Raw genomic sequence first — 23760 nt, 5'->3', positions numbered from 1 at the left:
CGCTGAAGAACTGGCGTTCATGTGGTACAGCCCTGCAGAGGGGTTACAGCAGCCCGGCTTCCTGGAACTTCGCTTCCACGATGTCCTTGTCGAACGGCTTCATGATGTACTCGTTGGCGCCGGCGCGCATGGCGCGGGTGATATGGGCCACGTCGTTCTCTGTCGTGCAGAAGACCACGACGGGCTTTTCGCCGCCATACTCCTTGCGCAGCGCCAGCAGGAACTCCAAACCGTCCATCTCCGGCATGTTCCAGTCCAGCAGGATCGCGTCGGGCATGCGCTCGCGGCAGGCCTGCAGGGCCTTCAGTCCGTCCTCGGCCTCCGAAATCTCGAAGGACAGGTCTTCGAGAATGCGGCGGGCGACCTTGCGGATGACGCTTGAGTCGTCGACGACCAGACAGTGCTTCATTTCTGTTCTCCCGAGTGCCGGGTTTCTTTTCGGCGGTGTGGTCGCGTCAGGCCGCAGCCATGGGCTCGAACATCGCTCCGAAGAGGCGGGTGACGTCGAGAATGATCATCAGCTTGCCGTCGAGCCGGTGTACGCCGCCGGAAATCTCAGCCCAGCGCTTGTCGAGGTTGGACGGGTTCGGCTCCATCGAGTCGTTCGACAGGCGCAGGACCTCGCCGACCTGGTCGATGACGAGGCCGTAGCTCTCGCCCTTGTGCTCGATGCCGACCGCCATGACCTGGGCGTTTGCGTCCCTGGCCGGCAGGTGCAGGCGCTTGCGCATGTCGATCGCCGTGACGATGCGGCCGCGCAGGTTGAGCACGCCGGCCACTTCCGGAGCGGCCAGCGGCACGCGGGTCACGCTCTCGGGAACGAAGACGTCATGCACCTGGCTGATCGGCAGGCCGAAGAGCTGGCCGCCGATGATGACGGTGACATACTGGATGGTATCGTCGATACCGGCCGCGAGATTGTCGTTGTGCCTCATGCCGCAATTCCCATTTCACCAGCGAACAGATCCTTCAGCGAGGCGATCAGCCCCGGACGGTCGAACTTCGCCACATAGTCGTCGAAACCGGCCTGACGGCCGCGCTCGATGGAGGCCGGGGAGACCACGGCCGACAGCGCCAGAACCGGCATCTTGCGGAAGCGCGGATCGCGACGCAGGGCCTCGCAGAACTCGAAGCCGTTGATTTCCGGCATCTCGATGTCGCTGACGATCGCCTGGAACGTGTCGCCGTTCTCCAGCAGCTCGAAGGCCTGGCGCGCGCCGTTGACGGCGGTGACGTCATAGCCGGCCGCCTTGAGGACGGGCGTCAGCATGTTGCGGAAGAAGGCGCTGTCGTCGACCAGAAGGACCTTCTTGGTCAGCGCGGCGATGTCCATCTCCTTGCGCATGAACCAGTCCTCGAAGGCCTGCGGCAGGTAGTAGCCGAGGTCGATGATCTCGGTCGCCTTGTCCTTGATGACCGCCGATCCCAGGATACCGGCCCGGTCGGAGCCGACCTCGATGTTCATGCGGTCCTCGACGATGTCGACGATCTCGTCGACGACGAGGCCCATGGAGCGGCCGGCGTCGGAGAAGACCAGCATCGGCTGGGTGCCTTCGCCGCGGCGGGTCTGGGAGGCCTCGATATAGACCAGCGGCATCAGCGAGCCGCGATACTGGACGAGGTCCCGGCCGTTGGAATGCTCGATCTTGGAGACTTCGAACTCCTCCAGACGGGTGACCAGCGACAGCGGCACCGCCTTGGGCTCGGGCGAGCCGGCGCGGAACAGCAGCATCGACACGGTCGACTGCCCGTCGAGGGCGGAGGTCATGGCTTCCTCGGCTTCCTTGCGCTCGTTCTCGGCGACGACGCTGGAGGCATGGCTTGCCATGGCCGAGGCGACGCCGTTCGGATCGATGATCATGATCACCGCACCGTCGCCCAGGATGGTGTTGCCGGAGAACATGGTCAGGTTGCGCAGCATGGAGGACATCGGCTTGACGACGATTTCCTCGGTATGGAACACGCCGTCGACGACGACGCCGAAGGTCTGGCTGCCGACCTGCATCACCACGATGAAGCCGGTGTCGGACTCGATCTCCTGGTCGCCGTCATTGGGTCCGACGCCGAGCAGCTGGGACATGTGCACCAGCGGCAGCAGCTTGTTGCGCAGGCGCAGGACAGGCGTGTCCTTGATGCGCTCGATGCGGTGCTCGGAGTTGGACTGGACGCGCACCAGCTCGACCACCGACAGCTGCGGGATGGCGAAGCGGTCGCCGCCGGCCTCGACGATCAGGGCCGAGACGATGGCGAGCGTCAGCGGGATCTTGATGATGAAGCTCGAACCGCGACCCGGGACCGAGCGCAGGTCGATGGTGCCGCCGATCAGCTCCACGTTGTTGCGCACCACGTCCATGCCGACGCCGCGGCCGGAAACGCTGGTGATGTTCTGCGCCGTGGAGAAGCCTGCGTGGAAGATGAACTTGTGGATCTGCTGATCCGTCATCTTGTCGAGCTCGGCCTCGGTGGCGAGCCCGCGCTCCAGCACCTTGGCCTTGACCCGGTCGACATCGATGCCGCGACCGTCGTCCTTGACCTCGATGATGATATGGCCGCCTTCATGATAGGCGGACAGGGTGATCGTGCCCTTCTCCGACTTGCCGGCGGCACGGCGGTCGGACGGCATCTCCAGCCCATGATCGGCGGAGTTGCGGATCATGTGGGTGAGCGGGTCCTTGATCAGCTCGAGCACCTGGCGGTCGAGCTCGGTCTCGGCGCCGATCATCTCCAGCTCGATCGGCTTGTCGAGTTCCTGGCTGAGATCGCGGACGATGCGCGGCAGCTTCTGCCAGGCATTGCCGATCGGCTGCATGCGCGTCTTCATGACGCCTTCCTGCAGCTCGGCCGTGACGTTCGACAGGCGCTGCAACGGCACCTTGAATTCGGAATCCTCGTGACGGCGGGAGATCTCGAGCAACTGGTTGCGGGTAAGGACCAGCTCGGAGACCATCGTCATCAGATGCTCGAGCGTCTCGACCGCCACGCGGATCGACTGGCTCGACACGGAGGCCTTCTTCTCGCCCTTGTCGGCGGTCTCGCGCGGAGCCGCGTCTTCCTCGCGGGCACGGCCGCGGGGGGCGAGCGGTGCCGGCGGGGCGGCTTCCGCCTCCATCTCGGCATCGGCCTCGATTTCGGTCAGGGCAGCGGAAACGGGGAGTTCGACCTCGACTTCGGCCTCGCGGAAGGCACGCTCCAGTTCGTCGAGCGAGACTTCGCCGATACGCAGCGGGCGCTCCAGCACCTGCTCGACCAGTTCGCCGCGGGCCACGCCGTCGTCTTCGGCCTCGGCCGTGTCGTCGGCGGCAGCGCTGCCGCGGGTGTCGGCTTCCAGCGCCATGCGCTCCAGCTCGGAGATCAGGTCGTGGTCGCTGCCTGCGGGCTCGGTGCCGTTGGCGGCCTCCAGCTCGGCCAGGATCTCCTTGATCCGGTCGATGGAGGAGAGAATGAGCGAGACCGCGTCGGGCGTCACCTTGGCGCCGTCGCGGAACTTGCCCATCAGCGTCTCGCCGGCATGGGCGAGGGCCTCCAGCCGGGGCAGGCCAAGGAAGCCGCACGTGCCCTTGATCGTGTGAACGAGCCGGAAAACGTTATCGAGAATTTTCGCGTTGTTCGGTTCCTGCTCGAACTTCACGAGCTCGACGTCGACGACATCCAGGCTCTCGTTCGTTTCTGTGAGGAACTCGCTAAGCAGGTCGTCCATGGCCACACTCACCCGACTGGTTACTGGTACACGATCCGGACCCTGTATCCGGACCACCCATCCCTGTCAGAGACAATGCGGCTTAAACAGTTAAGATAGACTGAAGCAGCGTAGGGTGCTTTTGAAGCAGTTTAACCTATGCAGGCCGCAGTAATCCGCACTCCGTCGTCTTCCTTAACGACTTCTAAATCCATGCCGGACTCGCGTGCCAGAAGCACTGCATAGACCGGCTGGACGGTATGGGCGTCGATCCTCTCCGGCTCCTTGCCGGACGTCATTTCGAGGACGAGTGCGGGAACCTTGGTTGTCGATCCGGTTACTTTCAACCGGAAGGTGGGCGTCTGCGCATCGCCGTCCATGGTGACGGTGATCAGGCCGCCGCGCGGGACGCACTGATTGGCCAGCAGGATCAGGTTGAGCAGCAGCTTGACCCGGTTCTTGGCCATCAAGAGGCGGGGCACCTGCCAGTCGAGATCCGCCTTCTCGTTGGCCAGGAAGCCGGCCGCCACCGAATGGGCATCGCCGAGGTCGATCTCCGCGCCGGCGGATCCGGCGGCGCCGAAAGCGAGGCGCGCGAACTGCAGCTTCGCCGAGGCCTGACGCGCACTTTTGCGGATCAGGTCCATCGCGAACTCCTTCATGTCCTCGTTATTTTCCTCATCGAGGACTTCGAGGCCGTTGGTGATCGCGCCAACGGGGGAAATGATGTCGTGGCAGACGCGGCTCGCCACCAGGGCGGCAAGATCGAGGGCGCTGAGTTCGTCGATGGCGGTCATGCTGTGGTCCTTGGCGGAGTCCCTGGCGGATGTCCTGGCAGTGTGCCTGACGGTCTTTCCGGTATTCGTGGCCGGTATTCGTGGCCGGTATTCTTGGCCGTTAGTCGCTGCCGGTGGTCGTGCCGGCAGTCGCGGGCGGCGGTCAGGGCCGGCACAGTGCTGGCGCAGACCCGCCGGGCGGCACGATTCGGCCCTTGGAAAAGGGTTACACCGCCCTTCCCACGCTGCCAAGCCATCGGGCGATGGCGGAATTCAGCGGCTGCACCCTTGCGCCCGCGCCCGCGTCTGCGCCTCGGCCAGCAGGCTGGCCGGATCGGAGAGAAACAGGAAGCGGTTGATCTCCGAATGGAAGAGCAGCAGGCGGCCTTCATGCAGCGCGAAGATCAACGGGTTGCCGATGGTGACGAAACCTTCCGCCAGCGCCAGGGGATCGCAGCCCCGCAAGTGGGGCGCATAGATCTGCGGATCCTTCTCGAAGGCGGCGCGGTTGCCTTCATTGACGAACATCCACACCGTATCGTCCCAGCGCAGCTCATGGCGCCGATCGCCCTCGCGCGGCATGCGGTCGATGAAATAGGCGACCGGGTCACGGCCGCCGAGCGCATAGCCCGACACGGGGTCGGTGGCATAGTCGATGGCACGCGCCGGACCCGCCGCGCAGACGAGCGCCAGGCCGGCCAGGACGATGCGCAGGCCGCCGCCTGCCGTCCACCATAATCTTTTCCGATTTCGACTACACTCTGACATCGAATCAGTCCCGCGATCCCCGGACGACGACTGTGCCTGCAAGGTGGGCCCGGGGGCAACCGCGGAGGTTTCCGGCGCGGCCCGCGTCCGGCGCCGGTCGTGCCGGCCGCCCGCCCGCAAGGCTCGCGCCGGTCCCTTGCATGAGAGCGTTGAGGACGGACCATCATGACGCGACTTCCCCACTTCCGTACCGGTCGTTCGGCGACCGCCTTTGCCGCGACGCTGGTTCTCGGCCTCGTCGCGCTGCTCGCCGCCGGCCTGCCGCAGGCGCGCGCGCAGCAGCCGGAGCAGTACAGCCAGGGCGAGCTGGTCGACACGGGCCATCGCTTCTTCGGCCAGCTGTCGGGCGGGCTCGCCTCGGTGGTGGAGCGTGCGGTTTCGGAATATGGCCAGCCGAACGGCTACATCCTCGGCGAGGAAGGCTCGGGCGCGCTGCTGGCGGGTGCGCGCTACGGCGAGGGGCAGCTCTACACGCGCAATGCCGGCACCCACAAGGTGTTCTGGCAGGGTCCCTCCTTCGGCTGGGACATCGGCGGCGACGGCGCCCGGGTGATGATGCTGGTCTACAATCTGCCCGACACTTCGGCGATCTACCGCCGCTATGTCGGCGTCAACGGCTCAGCCTACCTGATCGGCGGCTTCGGCATGACGGTGCTGTCCAACCACGACATCTATGTGGTTCCGGTGCGGGCGGGCGTCGGTGCGCGTCTCGGCGTCAATATCGGCTATCTCAAGTTCACCGACCAGCCGACCTGGAATCCTTTTTGATCGCTTCCCCTGCGAGATGCTTGGCGCATGACCCGGCGTCTTGTATCAGGATGCATGGTAAAACATGCAGGCGTGCCGGGGCGAAGCCCTTGCGGCACGCGGGTCCGGAGCGCGCATGCGGGTTCGTGGCGGCAGGGGACCAGACGGTGGTGAGCGGTCTTGATTGAAGCGGCAATGTATGTGGCCCTCGGCTTCTGCCTGGCCGGCCTGCTGTCGGTGGCGCTCATGCCGACCGTCTGGCGCCGGGCGGTGCGGCTCACCCGTGCCGCGGTCGAGGCGACCACGCCGATGACCCACGCGGATGTGCGCGGCGAGATCGCCGGCCTGCGCGCCCGGCACGCGGTCGAGTACCGGAAACTCGAGGCGGGGCTGGAGCGGCTGCAGCAGCAGGCGACGGAAAACCGCATCGCGCGCGACCGTGCCGAGGCGCTGGCCAACGACCTGCGCGCCGAATTCCGGGCCAAGGACCAGGCGCTGGGCGATGCCATGGCGCAGGAGGAAGAGCTGCGCCGCGAGATCCATGACGGCGGCGAGGCGCTGGCGCGGGCAAAAGCCCGCATCCGCGAGCTGGAGCGCAGCGTCAAGCGGCTGATGGCGGCGGCGGAGACGGCGGACAGGGCGGAGGGCGACGAGGCGCTTGCGGACGGCGGGACGCCGCTGCTGGTGGTCGCCCCTCAGCCGGCGGACCGGGCGGGCGAGCGGCTTGCCGCGCAGACGGACGAGGCCGGCGAGGATCCGCTGGGCCGCGCGTCGGAGTTTGCCAAGGTGACCGCGCTGGAGGTCGAGATCGCCTCCCTCAAGCGCAAGCTGAAGCGCGCCGAGGAGCGCGCCGCCCGCCCCGTCGACACGGCCGAGGCCGCCGCCGACGGTGCGCAGGCGGCCCGCAGCGCAGGTCTCAGCCGGCAGGAATTGCGGGCCAGGGACAACCGGCTTTTCGAGGCGGAGTCGCGCCTGATCGCCGCCCAGGCGGAAATCACCCGCCTGTCGGTACTGGCCGAGGGCGCCCAGGGCGACGAGACGCTGGCCGGCGAGGCGGCGCGGCTGCGCGCCGAGAACGAACGGCTGCGGGCGGAACTGCGCGGCAATGACGATTTTGTCGCCCTGCGCTCGGAGCTTGCTGGTCTTGCCGCCTCCGTCGCCGCATCGCTGGGAACGGACGAGGATCTGGCGCCCGTGCTTGCCGGGGCCGAGGCCGCCTCCGCCGACGACGACAGGGCGTCCGGCAGCGCGGTCACCCAGTCGCTTGCCGCGCGCATCCGTGCGGTGCGCGAGCGCAAGTCGCAGGCCGGGGACGGCGCGCCGCCTCCGCCCAAGGCCCCCGAGCGGGCAACCCGCGGCAAGGCCAAGGCCGGCGGCTGATCCGACCGCCGCAACCAGGTGCAACGGCCGCCCCGGCATTCAGCCGGCGGCGGCCTTCTTATTTTCCAGACGGGCACGGATGCTGGCGACATCGGCCTTGGGCGTCGCCGCGAACAGCGTGCGCGTGTAGTCGTGCTGCGGGTTCTCGAAGACCTCGTCGCGCGTGCCGTATTCGACCGCCTCGCCGAAATACATCACCATCACCTTGTCGGCGATGTAGCGCACGACCGACAGGTCGTGGCTGATGAAGACATAGGTGAGGCCGAACTCGTCCTGCAGGTCGGCAAGCAGGTTGAGGATCTGCGCCTGCACGGAGAGATCCAGCGCGGAAACCGGCTCGTCCAGCACCAGCAGGCGCGGGCGCAGCATGATCGCGCGGGCAATCGCCACGCGCTGGCGCTGGCCGCCGGAGAACATGTGCGGGTAGCGCCCGTAATGCTCCGGCTTGAGCCCGACCTTTTCCAGCATGGCGAGCGCCGCATCGCGCCGCTCGGCCGCGCTCATCGACGTGTTGAGCAGCAGGGGCTCTTCCAGTACAGCGCCGATCTTCTGGCGCGGATTGAGCGAGCCGTAGGGGTTCTGGAAGACGATCTGTACCGCCTGGCGCATCTCGCGGGTGACGCCGCGGCGGGCGATGTCGATCGGCTTTCCGTCGATCTCGATGGAGCCGGAGGTCGGCCTGTCGATCATCGTCAGCATGCGGGCAAGGGTCGACTTGCCGCAGCCGCTTTCGCCGACCACGGCCAGCGTCGTGCCGCGTTCCACGTCGAAGCTGACGCCCTTGACGGCATGCAGCAGGCGCGAGGCGGAAAACAGGCCGCCGCCGATCTCGTAGTCGCGCTTGAGGTCGCGGACCTTCAGGATCGCATCGCTCATGGACGAGCCCCCGTGCCGGCCTGGGTTTCCTTGGCGTAGTCCCTGGCGAAGTCCGCCACCGTCGGCAGCCGGTCGCCGGTGGCGTTTTCCGGCAGCGCCGACAGCAGCGCCCTGGTGTAGGGGCTGCTCGGGTTCTCGAACAGGGTGAGCACGTCGGCGGTTTCCATCTGGCGGCCCTGATACTGGACGACCACCCGGTCGGCGGTCTCGGCGACGACGCCCATGTCGTGGGTGATCATGATGAGGCCCATGCCGTGGTCGCGCTGCAGGCCGGTCAACAGGTCGAGGATCTGCTTCTGGATCGTGACGTCGAGCGCCGTGGTCGGCTCGTCGGCGATCAGCAGTTTCGGATTGCAGGCCGTGGCGATGGCGATCATCACCCGCTGGCACTGGCCGCCCGACATCTGGTGCGGGAAGGCGCCGACCCGGCGCTCCGGCTCGGGAATGCCGACGGCGGTGAGCAGTTCGATCACCCGGTCGCGCCGCTGCCGGCGGTCGAGGCTCGTGTGGGTCTTCAGCGCCTCGTCGAGCTGGAAGCCGACGGTGAAGCACGGATTGAGGCTGGCGATCGGCTCCTGGAAGATCATCGCGATGTCCTTGCCGATGACCTTTCTGCGGCGCGCCGCCGACAGGGACCGAATGTCGATGTCCTCGAAGGTCATCTTGTCGGCGGTGACCGTCGCGGTGTCGGGCAGCAAGCCCATCAGCGCCAGCATGGCGACCGACTTGCCGGAGCCGCTCTCGCCGACGATGGCGAGCACCTCTCCCGCCTCGACCGTGTAGTCGACGCCGGCAAGGGCGCGGAACGGGCCGTTGGCGGTGTCGAACTCGACGCTGAGATTGCGGATTTCGAGCAGGCTCATCGGTCAGCTCCGCTTCAGCTTGGGGTCGAGGGCATCGCGCAGCCCGTCGCCGACCAGGTTGATGGCGAGCACGGTGATCAGGATTGCAAGACCGGGGAAGGTCACCACCCACCAGGCGCGCAGGATGAACTCGCGCGCCTCGGCCAGCATCGTTCCCCATTCGGGGGTGGGCGGCTGTGCGCCCATGCCGAGGAAGCCGAGGGCGGCCGCGTCCAGGATCGCGTTGGAGAAGGACAGGGTTGCCTGCACGATCAAGGGCGCCAGGCAGTTCGGCAGGATCGTCTTGAACATCAGGCGCAGGTTGCCGGCGCCGGCGAGCCGTGCCGCCACCACATAGTCGCGGCTGCGCTCGGCCAGCACCGCGGCGCGGGTCAGGCGGACGAAATGCGGCTGCAGTACCAGGGCGATGGCGATCATCGCGTTGACGAGGCCCGGTCCCAGCACGGCGACCAGCACCAGCGCCAGCAGCAGCGAGGGGAAGGCGAGCACCACGTCCATCACCCGCATGATCACGGTGTCGACCCAGCCGCGGAAATAGCCGGCGACGAGGCCGAGCACGATGCCGCCGGTCAGGGCGATGGTCACCACGACGAGGCCGATGAACAGCGAGAAGCGCGCGCCGTAGATCAGCCGCGAGAGGATGTCGCGGCCGACCGCATCGGTGCCGAGCAGGAAGGCCGTCTTGCCGCCTTCCGACCAGAAAGGCGGGGTGAGGAAGCTGTCGCGATACTGCATGTCGGGATCGTGCGGCGCGACGATCGGTGCGGCGAGTGCGACGAGCACCAGGGTGACGAAGACCACGAGGCCGACGACGGCGCCGCGGTTGCGGGAGAAGTAGAACCAGAACTCGGCGAGCATCTGCCGCGTGGCATTGCGGCTTTCGGCTTCGACGGAGACGGCGGGAGTGGGTGTGTCGGTCATGCTTCGGCTCCGGCTCAGGTGTGGCGGATGCGCGGATTGACAAGCCCGTAGAGCATGTCGACCGTCAGGTTCACGATCATCACGATGAGGGCGATCATCAGCAGGCCGCCCTGGACGACGGGGTAGTCGCGGCGGGCGATGCTGTCGATCATCCACTTGCCGATGCCCGGCCAGGAGAAGATCGTCTCGGTGAGGATGGCGCCGGCCAGCAGCACGCCGACCTGCAGGCCGATGGTGGTCAGCACCGGGATCATCGCGTTGCGCAGGGCATGCAGGCCGACGACGCGCAGCGGCGCGAGGCCCTTGGCCCTTGCGGTGCGCACATAGTCCTCGCCCAGCACTTCCAGCATGGCCGAGCGGGTCTGGCGGGCGATGACCGCCAGCGGGATCGTCGCCAGCACGATCGAGGGCAGGATCAGGTGGCTGAGGGCTGACTGGAAGGCGCCCTTCTGTCCCGACAGGAGGCTGTCGATCAGCATGAAGCCGGTGACCTGCGGGAAGAAGTACATCAGGGAGATGCGGCCCGAGACCGGCGTCCATTGCAGGATGCCGGAGAAGAGGATGATCAGCAGCAGGCCCCACCAGAAGATCGGCATCGAATAGCCGATCAGCGCGGTGCCCATGATCGCCTGGTCGGCGACCGAACCGCGGCGGACGGCGGCGAGGATGCCGGTGGGGATGCCGAGCGCCACCGCGATCACGATCGCGCATAAGGCCAGCTCGACGGTCGCCGGGAACAGCGCCATGAATTCGTCGAAGACCGGTTTCTTGGTGACGATGGAGTTGCCGAGATCGCCAGTGAGAACGCCGGCGATATAGTCGAGATATTGCCGCCAGATGGGCTCGGAGAAGCCGAATTGCTCCATCAGCTGGTTGTAGCGCTCGGGACTGAGGCCGCGCTCGCCGGCCAGCAGCAGGACGGGATCGCCCGGCAGCAGGCGGATGAAGCCGAAGGCGACGATCGTCACGCCGATGAAGGTCGGGACGAGCAGCGCCAGACGGGCGAACAGGAAACGGATCATCGGATGCGTCCAAAACGACCGCACCGGCCCCGGACTGGATCCGGGCCGGTGCGGGATGGCGTTGGCCGGGCCTGTGCGCCCCGGGGTCGTCTCCGGAGCGCTCAAGCCGCGGCGGCGCGCGGTTTACTCGGCGATGTCGACGCCGTCAAACCAGTGGCCGCCGAGCGGATCCATGACATAGCCGGACACCTTGGCCGACATCGGCATGAACACGACCGAATGGGCGATGGTGGCCCACGGCGCCTGCTCCTTGAAGACCACCTGGGCCTCCTCGTAGAGCTTGGTGCGCTCGGCCTTGTCCGAGATGGTCTTGGCCTTCTGGATCAGGTCGTCGAAGGGCTGGTGGCACCACTGGGCGCGGTTGGCGCCGCCGACGCCGTCGCAGCCGAGCAGCACGGCGAGGAAGTTGTCCGGATCGCCGTTGTCGCCGGTCCAGCCGAGCAGGATGGCACCGTCGCGGTCCTTCTCGCTCGAACGCTTGAGGTACTCGCCCCACTCGTAGGAGACGATCTCGACCTCGACGCCGACCTTGGCGAAGTCCGCCTGGATCAGCTCGGCCATGCGGCGGGCGTTCGGGTTGTACGGGCGCTGCACCGGCATCGCCCAGACCTTCATCTTCAGGCCCGAGACGCCGGCCTCGTCCAGCATCTTCTTGGCCGCATCCGGATCGTACGGATCGTCGACGATCTGGTCGTTATAGGACCACATGGTCGGCGGGATCGGGTTCTTGGCCGCCTGGCCGGCGCCCTGGAACACCGCGTCGAGGATCGCCTGCTTGTTGATGGCCATGTTGAGGGCCTTGCGGACCTTCGGGTTGTCGAAGGGGGCCATCTGGGTGTTGTAGGCGAGGTAACCGACGTTGAGGCCTTCCTGCTCCATCAGGTTCAGGTTGGAATCGGCCTTGATGTCGGCGATGTCGGCCGGTGCCGGATAGGGCATCACGTGGCACTCGCCGGCCTTCAGCTTCTGCAGGCGCACCGAGGCGTCCGTCGTGATCGCGAAGATCAGGTTGTCGATCGGCTGCTTGCCGCCCCAGTAGTCGGCGAAGGCCTGATAGCGGATGACCGCGTCCTTCTGGTAGCCGACGAAGGAGAAGGGACCGGTGCCGACCGGCTCCTGGTTCATCATCTCCATCTTGCCGTCGGCGGCGAGCTTGTCGGCATATTCGGCCGACAGGATCGAGGCGAAGTCCATGGCGAGGTTGGCGATCATCGGCGCTTCCGGCCGGTTCAGCACGAACTTCACCGTGTGGTCGTCGACCTTGACGATCTCCTTGATGAGATCGGGCATCGACATGCCGTTGAAATACTCCCAGGACGCGCCGGCGGTGTAGGCGTGCCACGGGTGGTTCGGGTCGCGCTGGCGCTCGAAGGAGAAGATCACGTCGTCGGCGTTGAAGTCGCGGGTCGGCGTGAAGAAGGACGTGGTGTGGAACTTGACGCCCTTGCGCAGGTTGAAGGTGTATTCCAGCCCGTCCTCGGAGACCGACCAGCTCTCGGCCAGGCCCGGCAGGACCTCGGTGGTACCGCGCTTGAACTCGACGAGACGGTTGAACACCGGCTTGGACGAGGCGTCGAAGGTGGTGCCGGCGGTGTAGAGCGCCGAATCGAAGCCTTCCGGCGAACCTTCCGAGCAATAGACGAGGTTCTTGGCCGAGGCCGCGCCTGTCGCGAACAGGGCAAGGCTGACGCCCAGAAGGGCGGCCTTCATGCTGCGGCGAATGATCATTGATACTCTCCCGTTGAAGATTCGGCGCGCCGCGGCCCGTGCTTCCCTTTGGGAAGGTTGTTTTTCCGCAAGCGGCCTTGAGGGCACATTAGTCGCGCCCGAAACGGGTTACAACAGGATGGCGCTTTCTATTTTCGCGGTGTTTTGGGATAAAAAACCTGCCGAGCCGATGGCGGAGGAATTTGCTCGTCACAATTGGCAGGTGTTCCGGATACTTGGTTTCAACCGAACTTCATGCCCCGGCATGATGATCCGGTTGTGCGTTTCCTGCAATACGTCGCGCCTTTCCGGGCTTCCCCAAAATGCGACAGCCGGGCGCATGGCGCCCGGCTGCACGTGGTCGGCAGGGAGATCGCGGAGGGATCAGACCTCGTCTTCCGAGGGGATGTCCTGCGGCTTCTTCTTGCGCCGGCGGCGCGGGGCCTTGGAGCCGGCAGCATCGGGCGAGGCGGCATCGGGCAGGGCGGCCTGAGCCTCGTCTTCGCCGGCTGCCCCCTTGCCGCGCACCGGCTTGGCCGTCGCCTCGATCACCTTCTCGTCCTCCTCGCCGGTCATGGCCTTCGGCGGCATGTGATAGGTGACCTGCGGGAACGGGATCTCTATTCCGCGCTCGTCGAACACGGCCTTGATGTACTCGTTATAGGCGCGGCCGACCGCCCACTGCGATCCCGGGCGCGTCTTGATGCGGGCGCGCACCGTGATGGCGCTGTCGCCGAACATGGTGATGCCGTGCATCTCCAGCGGTTCCAGGATCTCCGACTTGTAGTCGGTCTGCATGAGCCGGTCGAAGGCGGCATGCATGGCCAGCTTCACCTCGGTCAGGTCGCTGTCGTAGGCAACGCCGATCGCCGCCACGTGATAGGCCCAGCCGCGCATGAAGTTGGCGACCCGGTCGACGGTGGAGAAGGGGATCATGTGGGCGGTGCCGTCGATGTCGCGCAGGCGCACCGAGCGGATCGTCAGCTTTTCCACCGTGCCGGTGACGCCGCCCAGCGTGACGACGTCGCCCTCGTTCATGGCGTTCTCGAACTGGATGAAGGCGCCGGTGATGATGTCCTGCACCAGCTTCTGCGAACCGAAGGAGATGGCGAGGCCGAAGACACCGGCACCGGCGATCAGCGGGCCGATGTTGACGCCGATCTCGGACAGGGCGAGCAGCGTGATCATCACCACGAGCAGGATCGAGAAGGCGTTGCGGAACAGGTTGAACAGCGTCTTCTCGCGCGAGGTCGGCAGGCGTCCGCGCGGATTGAGGCGCAGGTCCACCCAGCTCATCACGGCAAGCCAGATCAGGAAGCCGACGCCGAGGATGATGCCGGCGGAGGCCATACGGCTGGTCCAGTCCTGGCCGTCCGTCGTGCTGAACCACGACAGCGCATCGATCATGCCCCAGGCATGCAGGATGCCGAGGATGACGCCGACGAAGACGGCAAGCCGCACCAGCGAGAGCACCCGCGGCACGAAGGTGTTGAGCCGCCGTTCCAGCATCGGCAGGCGCTCGTGCACGTTCTGCGGCAGGCGCACGCCGCCGGAGATGGTGCGGGTCAGCGCCAGCGAGACGATGGTGCCGACCATCACCGTCAGCACCGACATGGCGGTGGCGCGGACCATGAAGGTGACCGCGTCGAAGGGGCGCGACAGCCAGACGCCGAGCAGCAGCAGAACGTAGATGATGGCGACGATGTGCCAGGTGCGTGCGACGATCTCGACGAGGCCGGTGGTGACGAGGTTCGACTGGCGCTCGCCATAGCCGAGGATGCGCTCGCGGGTCGCCAGGCGGTTGCGCATGATCGCGGAAATGGCGATCGCGACGCTGGCCAGCACGATCATCATGCGCACCGAGTCGGCGAGCAGGAAGGAGATGTTGTTGGCGATCAGGGGCACCACCACCATCGTGCCGTAGCCCAGCACGTTGTAGATGGTGAACAGCCAGCGGCGCCAGTAGAGCGCCTGCTCGTCGTCGAGCGGCACCAGGCGCAGGGCGGCGAATTCCGGGCTCAGCGCGAACCGCGTCAGCACCTTCGCCGCCTGGATGAAGAAGAAGGCGTTGAGGAACAGCGATTCCACCAGCTCGACATGGCGCGGGTTCTCGCCCGTATAGAGCGCAATCGCATAGCCGGCGCCGAGCGCGACGGCCACGACCGCAGCTTCCGCGACGAGGTGCAGGACCAGCAGCGTGACGCGCTTCACCACGGTCATCGACTGGTCATGGCCGATCAGCCGCGCGAACAGCCGGTCGGCAAGGCGGTGCAGCAGCGAGACGATGGCGAAGACCGCAAGGGCGATGATCGCCAACTGCAGCAGGATGCTCTGGACCCGCTCCCAGTTGGCCCCCGCGCTGTAGGACAGTGCGGTCGGCAGCGAGGTGAAGGAGCGGGCGATCCGCTCCACATAGACCATGCCCTCGGCGAGCACGTTCTGCGTCGCATTGGCGATGCGCAGGGCGATATGCGTCGGTTGGCGCTCGACCTCGGCCGGCGCCACTTCCCCTTCCGCTGCGGCGGGCGAGGCTTCGGATGGCGCGGTTCCGGCGGGCGGGCTTGCCGGTGCGCCGGAGGGCGCCCCTGCGGCTGGAGCGGCCGCGGGATCGCGCTGCAGATAGTCGATGAGCGCGCCGCGCGCGCCGGGATCCTGCAGCAGGCGGATCAGCGCTTCCGCGTCCTGCCTTGTCTGTGCAACGGCTTGCGCGGCTCCCGCCGGACTGCCCGACGCCTGTTCGCCTGTTTGCTGCGTTGCCGGCTGGCCGGATTGCGCGAAAACCGGTCCTGCCAGGCTCGGAGGCAGCAGCAGGAGGGCGGCAAGCAGGAGGGGGAGGAGACGGGCGAAGCGTCCGTTGCAGGGCATGCGGCGTCCTTCTTTTTGCCGCGTCGGCAGCCCGTGCCGCCTGCAAGCGGGCAGGCAGGACGCCAGACAGCGGTCTGGGAAACGGCCGGCATGTCGGCCGTTTCCCGGAGGTTTCCCCTCCTACCTACCCTATCGAGGCGTGCCGTCAACCAGACGCGGGCCTTCGGTATCGTCGCCGAGGCCCTCGGGAAGCAGCTCCGTCGGCAGGTTCTGGTAGGCGACCGGCCGCAGGAACCGCAGGATGGCACGCGACCCGACCGAGGTGGAGCGGGTGTCGGTGGAAGCAGGATACGGGCCTCCATGCATCATCGCATGACAGACCTCGACGCCGGTGGAAAAGCCGTTGACCAGCAGCCGGCCGGCCTTGCGCTCCAGCACCGGAACGAGTTTGCGGGCGGTTGCCATGTCGCCGGCATCGCCCGGCTCCATCAGCAGCGTCGCGGTCAGCTGGCCCTCCAGCGCGGCGGCGACTGCCAGCCGCTCGTCCTCGCTGCGGCAGCGCACGACCACGGCGGCGGGCCCGAAGACCTCCTCCTGCAGGGCGTGCGAGGCGAGGAAGGCGGCTGCCGTCGTCTCGAAGACCGCCGGCGTGACGTGGCAGGCGCCAGGCGTCTCGCTCGCAGACGCTGCAGATGCGCGCTTCGAAAGCGCCGCTTCCCCGGTGCGTGCGTCGACGGCGCGGCGATAGGCGCCGGCGATGCCGGGGGTCAGCATGGCCTGCGCGGGAACGCCCGCGAGCACCTCGTCGGCCGCATCCAGGAAGGCCTCCAGTGCTTCGCCTTCCAGCGCCACCACGACGCCGGGATTGGTGCAGAACTGGCCGGTGCCCAGCGTCAGCGAGCGGGCCCAGTCGGCGCCGAGCGTTGCCGCGCGCGCCGCAAGGGCGGCCGGCAGGGCGAAGACCGGGTTGATCGAGCCGAGTTCGCCGTAGAACGGGATCGGCTGCGGCCGCGAGACCGCGACGTCGAAGAGCGCACGGCCGCCGCGCAGCGAGCCGGTGAAGCCGACGGCGGCAATCAGCGGATGGGCGACGAGCGCCGCGCCCGAGGCGTGGCCCGCACCCTGCAGCAGCGAGAAGGTGCCGGCCGGCATGTTGCAGGCGCGGATCGCGGCGGCGACGGCGCGCGCGACCAGCTCGGCCGTGCCGGGATGGGCGGGGTGCCCCTTGACCACGACCGGGCAGCCGGCGGCCAGGGCCGAGGCGGTGTCGCCGCCGGTGGTGGAAAAGGCGAGAGGGAAGTTCGAGGCGCCGAACACGGCGACCGGCCCGAGCGGGCGCAGGATCGAGCGGATGTCGGGACGCGGCAGCGGCTTGCGGTCCGGCTGCGCGGTGTCGATGCGGGCGTCGAAGCAGTGGCCGGTCTCGATCCAGTCGGCGAAGAAGCGCAGCTGGCCGGTGGTGCGGCCGAGCTCGCCGGTCAGGCGCGCCTCGGGCAATCCGCTCTCGCGCATGGCGCGGGCGACGATGGCCTCGCCGTCGATCTCCATCTCCCGCGCGATGCGGCGCAGGAAGGCGGCGCGCTCGCCGACAGGACGGGCGGCATAGTCGGGGAAGGCGGCCTCCGCCGCACGTGCGGCCTTGTCGACCAGCGCCGCGTCGGCTTCGGCGAAGCCGGGGGCGAGCTGCTCGCCGGTGACCGGATCGAGCGCGTGGAAGGCACCGTGACCGGCGATCCAGTCGCCGGCGACGAGGTGATGACCGTTCGGCATGGGAGTCTCCAGCGCGTCAGGAACGAAAGGCATGGGGCAGGCCAGCGTAGCTGCCCATCTACTCGACTACTGATATATCAGCCTGGAATCAAGCCTGCGCTCCAGCCGTGTCCGGCAAGGGATTGGTAACCTCAACGTGTCAGGTTCAAAGAGCCGCAAAAGGACACCGGATGCTCAACGAACTGTTGAAGCTCGCTCGCAACCCGAATCGCGAGGCGCGCAGCAGGTTGCTGCAGCGCGTCGCCGATCTTTTTCTGGATCGCGTCGGAGAGCACAGCGACGAGGAGCTGCGGCTGTTCTGCGAGATCATCATGAAACTGCTCGACGGGGCGGAGCTGAAGGTGCGCGCGCACCTGTCCCAGCGCATGGCGCCGTGGAGCCAGACGCCGCACCAGATCGCCTATCGCCTCGCCACCGACGAGATCGTCGTGGCAACGCCGATGCTGGAGCTGAGCCCCGCGCTGACGGAAGCCGACCTCGTCAAGATCGCCCGGCGCATGCCGGAGACCCATCTCCTGGTCGTCGCCCGGCGCGAGGCCTTGCCGGGCCGGGTGTCGGATGCCCTGGTGGAGCGGGGCCCGACCAAGGTCTGGCGGGCGGTGGCGGAGAACAGGCGCAGCGGCTTGTCCGACTGGGCGCTGAGGACGTTGGCCAAGCGCTCGTTCTCCGATACGCGCCTGCGCTCCAGCATGGCGGCGCGCGGCGACCTGACGCCGCTGATCTGCGAGTGGCTGATCCCGCATGTGAACGCCGCGACCCGTGTCCGGCTGGAGGCGATCCTCAGCGGCGCGGATCCGGGCGACCTGACGACGCCCGAGGCGGACAGCGAAGAGCTGCGGGCGAGGTACAACCTGTTCATGGAGTCCTGCGACGTGGACGAGGCCTGGCGCCTGGTGCAGGAGGGCAAGTACGGCTTCGGCTCGATCCTCTTGGTGCTGCTGGCCGAGGGGCGCAACGGAGATGCGTTCGAGCTGCTGGCGCGCAAGACCGGCGAGAGCGTGGCCGCCGTCCAGCGGGCCGTGTACCAGTCCGGCATCGACGAGCTGATCGGCCTGTGCCGGGTCTCCGGCACGTCCGACCAGGTGTTCCTGGCGCTGGCGCATCTGCGCTGCAAGCATCTGGGCATTCCCGAGACCCAGGCGATGCGCTGGCTCGATGCCTACCGCCGCACCCGCGCGACAACCACCGGCGGCGGGCCGAGCCAGCCGCGCAGCCACCGTCCGAACGGCGCGCCGCTGTCCTGAGCGTCCGTTCAGCGGCCGCGCGAGACGATGGCGGCCGCGAGCGCGGTCATCACCGTGGCCGAGGCATAGAACCACAGGCCCGGCAGGCTGGTCGCCGAGGCAAGTCCGCTGGTCTTGGCGGCGAAGACGACCAGCGCCACCAGCATCACGTCCATCATCGACCACTTGCCGAGCGCGTGCATCAGGGCGTGGCCGATCCCCGAGCGGCCGGCGATGGCCGCCACATGCAGGGCGAGGATCTTGGCGGCCGGGAAGGCGATGGAAAAGAGGCCCACCACCACGGCCAGCAAGGTTTCCTGCTCGCGCCACAGGCCGGCGACGAGCGCCAGCAGCGCCGGCCGGTCGGTGAGGAAGTAGAGCCGCTCCAGCTCGAGCAGCGGCAGCGTCAGGCCGAGGATGAAGCAGGTGGTGGCGGCCGGCAGCAGCAGGGCAAGAAGCACGCGCATGGGTCAGCCGTCCTGCAGGGCCGCATCCGCGGCGGCCTCGGCCGCCTCGTGCACCAGGTGCAGCAGCGGATAGGGGCGTCCCTGGTCGTCGCGCTCGGAGCGGCCGGCGACGGTGAACCCGAGGCGCGCATAGAAGGCGGCGGCACCCGCATTCTGCTCGTTGACGTCGGTGACGAGGCGCGGGAACTGCGCCAGCGCATGGGCGACGAGCGCGCGTCCTGCGCCCTTGCCATGGGCGGCAGGATCGATGAACAGCGCGTCGAGATGCCCCTCGCTCAGCACCATGAAGCCGGCCACCGTGCCGTCCGGGCCGACGGCGAGGGTCAGCGGCACCTCGGGCAGGAAGCCTTGCACCATCTCCTCGATCTCGGCGAAATCCTCGGGCGAGAGAAAGTCGTGGGTGGCCGCGACGGCGCGGCGCCAGATCGCGATGGCCGTTGCGCTTTCGTTCGCGCCTGCGTTTCGTATCGTCCACATGGCGCTGCTATCCCACGCAAGGCGGGGGAGCGCAAATGCAAAAGGGCCCGCGCTGCGGGCCCCTTGAAAGAGGTCTCGAAACCTGGCTCTGCGATGTGCCGTCCGGCAGTCAGATCCGGGTCTTGCGGCGGGAGGCGACCTCGTCGAGGTCCTCCTGCTCGGCCGCATCGCGCTCCTGGCGTTCGCGGATCTGGTCGCGCTCTTCCAGCAGCTCGAATTTCTTCAGCTCTTCCAGCGCCTCGCGCAGGTCCTCGCGCGCGGCCTCCAGCTGGCCGTTCAGTTCCTCTGCGGAGTTCAGCAGGTTGTCGCGGCGCTGGGCCGCGGCCTTGGCGAAGGTCGGATAGGCGAAATGTCCGACATCGGTGATGCCGACTCGCTCCTGCTCCGCCAGGATCTGGTCGTCCAGCTCGCGGGCCATGCGCTTGAACTCGTCGACCATCGACTCGATCTGCGCCAGCTGGCGACGGCGCTCGTCGACCTGAAACTGCTTCAGGCGAATGAGACTCTCACGCGACTTCATTACTCAGTACTCCCGTTGCGCACGCCAACTTAAGCGAGAGTCATTTCCAAAAGGTTGGCAAGTTCATTATAGCCCGCGTTGATCGTGCTTGCATCGCCCTTCGACTGGCCGAGAAAGGTTTCCAGCCGGTCGTGGCGGGCGATGGCCTCGTCCACCACCGGGTCCGATCCGCGGCGATAGGCGCCGAGGCGGATCAGCTCCTCCATGTCCGAATAGGTCGCCATCAGCGCCCGCGCCTTGCGCAGGATGGGCTGCATCTCGTCCGGCACGCAGCGCGGCATGGTGCGCGAGACCGACTTCAGCACGTTGATCGCCGGATAGCGGCCGCGCTCGGCGATGGCCCGTTCCATGACGATATGGCCATCGAGAATGCCGCGTACCGCGTCGGCGACCGGCTCGTTGTGGTTGTCGCCCTCCACCAGCACGGTGAAGAGGCCGGTGATCGAGCCCGATCCCGGACGGCCCGGCCCGGCGCGCTCCAGCAGCTTGGGCAGCTCGGTGAAGACGGTCGGCGTATAGCCCTTGGAGGTTGGCGGCTCGCCGATGGACAGGCCGATCTCGCGCTGGGCCATGGCGAAGCGGGTGACCGAGTCCATCATGCACATGACGTTGCGCCCGGCATCGCGGAAATGCTCTGCGACCGTCATGGTGAGATAGGCGGCCTGACGCCGCATCAGCACGCTTTCGTCGGAGGTGGCGACGACGACGACCGAGCGGGCAAGGCCTTCCGGTCCCAGGTCGTCCTCGATGAATTCCTGCACCTCGCGGCCGCGCTCGCCGATCAGGCCGATCACCGCGACATCGGCGGCCATGTTGCGGGCGATCATCGACATCAGCACCGACTTGCCGACGCCCGAGCCGGCGAAGATGCCCATGCGCTGGCCCTCGCAGCAGGTGACGAAGGTGTTGAGCGCGCGCACGCCGAGATCGAGCGGCGGGCCGACGCGGCCGCGCTCGCCGGCCGCCGGCGGGTTGGTGCGCAGCCGCCGCGGTTCGCCGCCGGCGGGCAGGGGGCCGAGACCGTCGATCGGCTCGCCCATGGCGTTGACCACGCGCCCGAGCCAGGCGTCGCAAGGGTGGGCCAGGCTCTCGCGTGCCATCAGCACGGCGCGGCAGCCGAGCCGCACGCCTTCCAGCCCGGCAAAGGGCATGCACAGCGCGCGTTCGTCGCGGAAGCCGACCACCTCGGCCGGCACGGCCGGACCGTTTTCCCCGCTCTCCACGGCGAGCACGGCACCGACGCTCATCTCGTGCACGGGGCCGGCCACCTCGACCAGGAGGCCCTGCACGGCGACCACCCGGCCGTAGATCTCCGCGGGCATCAGGGCTTCGAGTTCGGCAAAGAGCGGGTCCATCTGATCCTCAAGGCTCGGTAAAGAAGGTCCCAGAAAGCGAGGGTACGGTAACCTATCGTTTACAAGTTTGGTTAATCTTAATGTCGAGGGTTCTGGATGGCGAGCCATCCTGGGTCCCGCGTTCGGCGTAGAGGTTGAGTCACCTGAGTCGTTTATAGCGGCTTGTTAATGTGACGCTTGAAGATTTTATGGAAAGGATTTCCATTGAATTTTCAAGCATTTGGAAAAGTTTTCCAAACTCGCCTCATCGGCGCTTGCAGGTGTGAATCAGAATTTGTTAACCATTGTCTCACACAGTGAGTCGAGGTTAACCGCAGTCCTTAGCACCGGGAGCGTACTGGCCGGCGCGGCTTGCCCAGGATAGGCAGACATAGGGGATTGGCATGCGTGTCCTGTTGATCGAGGATGACAGCGCAACGGCGCAAAGCATCGAGCTGATGCTCAAGTCCGAGAATTTCAACGTCTACACGACGGATCTTGGCGAGGAAGGCATCGACCTCGGCAAGCTATACGATTACGACATCATCATGCTGGATCTCAATTTGCCCGACATGTCGGGCTACGAGGTCCTGCGGACGCTGCGCGTGTCCAAGGTGAAGACCCCGATCCTGATCCTGTCCGGCCTTGCCGGCATCGAGGACAAGGTTCGCGGCCTCGGCTTCGGCGCCGACGACTACATGACCAAGCCGTTCCACAAGGACGAGCTCGTCGCCCGCATCCATGCGATCGTGCGCCGCTCGAAGGGTCATGCCCAGTCGGTCATCACCACGGGCGACCTGGTGGTCAATCTCGACACCAAGACGGTCGAGGTTTCCGGACAGCGCGTGCATCTGACCGGCAAGGAATACCAGATGCTGGAGCTGCTTTCCCTGCGCAAGGGAACGACGCTCACCAAGGAGATGTTCCTGAACCATCTCTATGGCGGCATGGACGAGCCGGAGCTGAAGATCATCGACGTGTTCATCTGCAAGCTGCGCAAGAAGCTGGCAGCCGCCACGTCGGGCAAGAACTACATCGAGACCGTCTGGGGTCGCGGCTACGTGCTGCGCGAGCCGGAAGAGAAGGCGGCCTGAGCCGGCCTTCCCTGCGACTGAGATCTTGAGATCCGATCGAAGGCTCCGCCATCCGGCGGGGCCTTCGTCGTTTCTGGCTGTGTCGTTTTGCGCCGTGCCTCACATCCCCCAGGCGGCGCGGAAGCGCTCGCGGATGCCGGCAAGGCGGGCGCGCGGCTCGTTGGCGAAGACGAGGCGCAGGTAGCGCCCGGCCTGGTCCGGCGCGCCCCAACCGGTCATCGCGGTGGCGGCGATCCGTCCCTTGTCCAGCAGCAGCGCCGAGGCCCGCTCCGGCGGCAGGTCGAGCGCGGCCGTGTCGATCAGCAGCGACCAGCCGCCGTCGGGCCTGACGCAAGGAAGGTCGGCAAGCTCGGCAAGGATCAGGTCGCGCCGCGCGCGCCAGCGGGCGGTCGCCTGCGCCACCCCGTCGTCATTGGTCGTCAGGGCGGCGGCCGCGCCCGGCATGCCGATGCCGACCTGGCAGACCACATTGGACAGGCTGACGAGGCCGACATCGTTCATCAAGGAGCGCGGGCCGACGATCCAGCCGACGCGCCAGCCGATCATCCGGTATTCCTTGGAGACGCTGCCGACGGTGACGGTGCGTTCGCGCATGTCCGGACATTGCAGCGGATGCAGCAGCGGCGCTTCGGTATAGAGGATCCGCTCCATTGCCGCATCATGCAGCAGCCAGGCGCCCGTCTGCCGCACCAGATCGCAGATCGCCTGCCATTCCTCAAGGTCATGGACGATACCCGACGGCATCGACGGGCTCATGGTCAGCACCGCGCGCGTCTTGTGCGAGCGGGCGGCAGCCAGCGCGTCGAGGTCCAGCCGCCAGCCGCCCTCCGTCACCTTCAAGGGCACCAGGCGCGGCACACCGCCGGCAAGGCGGATGCGGTTGAGCAGGCCGGCATAGGCCGGATCGGTGATGATCACCTCGTCGCCCGGCTCCAGGATCGCCAGCAGCACGTTGAGAATACCGGAGAGGCCGCCGGCCGAGACGATGCATTCTCCTTCCGGATCATACGCGACGCCCGTGTCGGCCTTGATCCGGGCGACGGCCGCCTCGCGCAAGGCGTGGATGCCGAGAAACGGCAGGTAGCTGTTGGCCGCGTCCGCATCGACCGCGGCGCGGGTCGCCTCCAGCGCAGCGCGCGGCGGGGCGATATCCGTGTCGAGGTTCTCCAGCCGCAGCATGTCCGGATCACCGAGCGCGTCGGCAGCATTGCCCATCTTGTCGACATTGATGCCGGGGATGTGGCGCAAGCGAGAAACTGTCATACGATTCTCCTTATTGGATCCAATTTAAGATATTGAATGCAGAACCCGGCGGGCTATGTCAATTGTCGAAG

21 protein-coding genes are annotated in these 23760 nt (G+C 67.1%); 4 read left to right on the top strand and 17 right to left on the bottom strand.

All coding sequences use genetic code 11. From position 1 onward, the window contains the following. Positions 1–43 precede the first annotated feature (43 nt). The 5 genes from GH266_RS09950 to GH266_RS09930 form a co-directional block, all read right to left on the bottom strand. Positions 44–409: a response regulator gene (locus GH266_RS09950; RefSeq protein ID WP_158193773.1), complete on the bottom strand. Its 366-nt coding sequence runs from the start codon at positions 407–409 to the stop codon at positions 44–46. A 46-nt stretch (positions 410–455) separates the two neighbouring features. Next, a complete protein-coding gene (locus GH266_RS09945) occupies positions 456–935 on the bottom strand; it encodes a chemotaxis protein CheW (protein ID WP_067218805.1) in 480 nt (159 codons plus the stop codon). Further along, positions 932–3697 (bottom strand): hybrid sensor histidine kinase/response regulator, encoded by a 2766-nt coding sequence (locus GH266_RS09940; RefSeq protein ID WP_158193772.1) that lies wholly within the window; start codon positions 3695–3697, stop codon positions 932–934. Before GH266_RS09940 ends, GH266_RS09945 begins: the two co-directional genes overlap by 4 nt. A gap of 131 nt (positions 3698–3828) precedes the next feature. Continuing rightward, the gene (chpT, locus tag GH266_RS09935) at positions 3829–4473 is read right to left on the bottom strand and encodes a histidine phosphotransferase ChpT (protein WP_067336436.1); all 645 of its coding nucleotides are present in this window, start codon (positions 4471–4473) and stop codon (positions 3829–3831) included. Positions 4474–4725: 252 nt separating this feature from the next. Then, positions 4726–5220 (bottom strand): hypothetical protein, encoded by a 495-nt coding sequence (locus GH266_RS09930; RefSeq protein ID WP_209001572.1) that lies wholly within the window; start codon positions 5218–5220, stop codon positions 4726–4728. Between the two features lie 165 nt (positions 5221–5385). Between GH266_RS09930 and GH266_RS09925 the strand changes: the two genes are divergently transcribed. Both GH266_RS09925 and GH266_RS09920 read left to right on the top strand, forming a co-directional pair. Beyond that, complete coding sequence (locus GH266_RS09925) at positions 5386–5988, top strand: DUF1134 domain-containing protein (RefSeq protein ID WP_158193771.1); 603 nt, start codon at positions 5386–5388, stop codon at positions 5986–5988. 159 nt (positions 5989–6147) lie between these two features. Next, positions 6148–7347 carry a coiled-coil domain-containing protein gene (locus GH266_RS09920; protein WP_158193770.1) on the top strand — a complete coding sequence of 400 codons (1200 nt, stop codon included), beginning with the start codon at positions 6148–6150 and terminating at the stop codon, positions 7345–7347. Positions 7348–7386: 39 nt separating this feature from the next. On the opposite strand, the gene GH266_RS09915 is transcribed toward GH266_RS09920, so the two are convergent. The 7 genes from GH266_RS09915 to GH266_RS09885 form a co-directional block, all read right to left on the bottom strand. Continuing rightward, positions 7387–8223 carry a dipeptide ABC transporter ATP-binding protein gene (locus GH266_RS09915; RefSeq protein WP_158193769.1) on the bottom strand — a complete coding sequence of 279 codons (837 nt, stop codon included), beginning with the start codon at positions 8221–8223 and terminating at the stop codon, positions 7387–7389. After that, a complete protein-coding gene (locus GH266_RS09910) occupies positions 8220–9086 on the bottom strand; it encodes an ABC transporter ATP-binding protein (RefSeq protein WP_158193768.1) in 867 nt (288 codons plus the stop codon). Before GH266_RS09910 ends, GH266_RS09915 begins: the two co-directional genes overlap by 4 nt. Positions 9087–9089: 3 nt before the next feature. After that, complete coding sequence (locus GH266_RS09905) at positions 9090–10007, bottom strand: ABC transporter permease subunit (RefSeq protein ID WP_158193767.1); 918 nt, start codon at positions 10005–10007, stop codon at positions 9090–9092. Positions 10008–10021: 14 nt separating this feature from the next. Continuing rightward, positions 10022–11029 (bottom strand): ABC transporter permease subunit, encoded by a 1008-nt coding sequence (locus tag GH266_RS09900; RefSeq protein WP_158193766.1) that lies wholly within the window; start codon positions 11027–11029, stop codon positions 10022–10024. 123 nt (positions 11030–11152) lie between these two features. Beyond that, the gene (locus GH266_RS09895; protein ID WP_158193765.1) at positions 11153–12757 is read right to left on the bottom strand and encodes an ABC transporter substrate-binding protein; all 1605 of its coding nucleotides are present in this window, start codon (positions 12755–12757) and stop codon (positions 11153–11155) included. 363 nt (positions 12758–13120) lie between these two features. Beyond that, positions 13121–15601 carry a mechanosensitive ion channel domain-containing protein gene (locus GH266_RS09890; protein ID WP_158193764.1) on the bottom strand — a complete coding sequence of 827 codons (2481 nt, stop codon included), beginning with the start codon at positions 15599–15601 and terminating at the stop codon, positions 13121–13123. A gap of 129 nt (positions 15602–15730) precedes the next feature. Further along, positions 15731–17311, bottom strand: a complete 1581-nt coding sequence (locus GH266_RS09885; RefSeq protein ID WP_158193763.1) for an aldehyde dehydrogenase (NADP(+)) — start codon at positions 17309–17311, stop codon at positions 15731–15733. A gap of 170 nt (positions 17312–17481) precedes the next feature. Between GH266_RS09885 and GH266_RS09880 the strand changes: the two genes are divergently transcribed. Next, complete coding sequence (locus GH266_RS09880; RefSeq protein ID WP_158193762.1) at positions 17482–18555, top strand: DUF2336 domain-containing protein; 1074 nt, start codon at positions 17482–17484, stop codon at positions 18553–18555. An 8-nt stretch (positions 18556–18563) separates the two neighbouring features. Here the strand turns inward: GH266_RS09880 and GH266_RS09875 are convergent, their stop codons facing one another. From GH266_RS09875 to fliI, 4 genes are all read right to left on the bottom strand, one after another. Further along, positions 18564–19001 (bottom strand): paraquat-inducible protein A, encoded by a 438-nt coding sequence (locus GH266_RS09875; RefSeq protein ID WP_158193761.1) that lies wholly within the window; start codon positions 18999–19001, stop codon positions 18564–18566. 3 nt (positions 19002–19004) lie between these two features. Further along, positions 19005–19478, bottom strand: a complete 474-nt coding sequence (locus tag GH266_RS09870; RefSeq protein ID WP_158193760.1) for an acetyltransferase — start codon at positions 19476–19478, stop codon at positions 19005–19007. A gap of 109 nt (positions 19479–19587) precedes the next feature. Then, complete coding sequence (fliJ, locus tag GH266_RS09865; RefSeq protein ID WP_158193759.1) at positions 19588–19998, bottom strand: flagellar export protein FliJ; 411 nt, start codon at positions 19996–19998, stop codon at positions 19588–19590. Between the two features lie 29 nt (positions 19999–20027). After that, positions 20028–21353 (bottom strand): flagellar protein export ATPase FliI, encoded by a 1326-nt coding sequence (gene fliI / locus GH266_RS09860; RefSeq protein WP_158193758.1) that lies wholly within the window; start codon positions 21351–21353, stop codon positions 20028–20030. 383 nt (positions 21354–21736) lie between these two features. Here fliI and ctrA point away from each other — a divergent pair, with 383 nt between their 5' ends. Beyond that, complete coding sequence (ctrA, locus tag GH266_RS09855) at positions 21737–22426, top strand: response regulator transcription factor CtrA (protein WP_067218837.1); 690 nt, start codon at positions 21737–21739, stop codon at positions 22424–22426. 99 nt (positions 22427–22525) lie between these two features. On the opposite strand, the gene GH266_RS09850 is transcribed toward ctrA, so the two are convergent. Then, positions 22526–23689 carry a pyridoxal phosphate-dependent aminotransferase gene (locus tag GH266_RS09850; RefSeq protein WP_158193757.1) on the bottom strand — a complete coding sequence of 388 codons (1164 nt, stop codon included), beginning with the start codon at positions 23687–23689 and terminating at the stop codon, positions 22526–22528. Positions 23690–23760 lie beyond the last annotated feature (71 nt).

The sequence above is a fragment of the Stappia indica genome (assembly GCF_009789575.1).
Lineage (GTDB): Bacteria > Pseudomonadota > Alphaproteobacteria > Rhizobiales > Stappiaceae > Stappia > Stappia indica_A.
Note: the sequence above shows the minus strand (reverse complement) of the source record. Positions and strands in the feature narration are given on the sequence as shown.

Excerpts from the sequence above, each read along its gene's own strand:
- GH266_RS09895 (WP_158193765.1), bottom strand. The coding sequence starts at position 12,757 with ATGATCATTCGCCGCAGCATGAAGGCCGCCCTTCTGGGCGTCAGCCTT.
- GH266_RS09870 (WP_158193760.1), bottom strand. The coding sequence starts at position 19,478 with ATGTGGACGATACGAAACGCAGGCGCGAACGAAAGCGCAACGGCCATC.
- GH266_RS09925 (WP_158193771.1), top strand. The coding sequence starts at position 5,386 with ATGACGCGACTTCCCCACTTCCGTACCGGTCGTTCGGCGACCGCCTTT.
- GH266_RS09900 (WP_158193766.1), bottom strand. The coding sequence starts at position 11,029 with ATGATCCGTTTCCTGTTCGCCCGTCTGGCGCTGCTCGTCCCGACCTTC.
- chpT (WP_067336436.1), bottom strand. The coding sequence starts at position 4,473 with ATGACCGCCATCGACGAACTCAGCGCCCTCGATCTTGCCGCCCTGGTG.
- GH266_RS09930 (WP_209001572.1), bottom strand. The coding sequence starts at position 5,220 with ATGTCAGAGTGTAGTCGAAATCGGAAAAGATTATGGTGGACGGCAGGC.
- GH266_RS09910 (WP_158193768.1), bottom strand. The coding sequence starts at position 9,086 with ATGAGCCTGCTCGAAATCCGCAATCTCAGCGTCGAGTTCGACACCGCC.
- fliJ (WP_158193759.1), bottom strand. The coding sequence starts at position 19,998 with ATGAAGTCGCGTGAGAGTCTCATTCGCCTGAAGCAGTTTCAGGTCGAC.
- GH266_RS09940 (WP_158193772.1), bottom strand. The coding sequence starts at position 3,697 with ATGGACGACCTGCTTAGCGAGTTCCTCACAGAAACGAACGAGAGCCTG.
- GH266_RS09890 (WP_158193764.1), bottom strand. The coding sequence starts at position 15,601 with ATGCCCTGCAACGGACGCTTCGCCCGTCTCCTCCCCCTCCTGCTTGCC.
- fliI (WP_158193758.1), bottom strand. The coding sequence starts at position 21,353 with ATGGACCCGCTCTTTGCCGAACTCGAAGCCCTGATGCCCGCGGAGATC.
- GH266_RS09905 (WP_158193767.1), bottom strand. The coding sequence starts at position 10,007 with ATGACCGACACACCCACTCCCGCCGTCTCCGTCGAAGCCGAAAGCCGC.
- GH266_RS09945 (WP_067218805.1), bottom strand. The coding sequence starts at position 935 with ATGAGGCACAACGACAATCTCGCGGCCGGTATCGACGATACCATCCAG.
- GH266_RS09950 (WP_158193773.1), bottom strand. The coding sequence starts at position 409 with ATGAAGCACTGTCTGGTCGTCGACGACTCAAGCGTCATCCGCAAGGTC.
- GH266_RS09885 (WP_158193763.1), bottom strand. The coding sequence starts at position 17,311 with ATGCCGAACGGTCATCACCTCGTCGCCGGCGACTGGATCGCCGGTCAC.
- GH266_RS09915 (WP_158193769.1), bottom strand. The coding sequence starts at position 8,223 with ATGAGCGATGCGATCCTGAAGGTCCGCGACCTCAAGCGCGACTACGAG.
- GH266_RS09850 (WP_158193757.1), bottom strand. The coding sequence starts at position 23,689 with ATGACAGTTTCTCGCTTGCGCCACATCCCCGGCATCAATGTCGACAAG.
- GH266_RS09880 (WP_158193762.1), top strand. The coding sequence starts at position 17,482 with ATGCTCAACGAACTGTTGAAGCTCGCTCGCAACCCGAATCGCGAGGCG.
- GH266_RS09875 (WP_158193761.1), bottom strand. The coding sequence starts at position 19,001 with ATGCGCGTGCTTCTTGCCCTGCTGCTGCCGGCCGCCACCACCTGCTTC.
- ctrA (WP_067218837.1), top strand. The coding sequence starts at position 21,737 with ATGCGTGTCCTGTTGATCGAGGATGACAGCGCAACGGCGCAAAGCATC.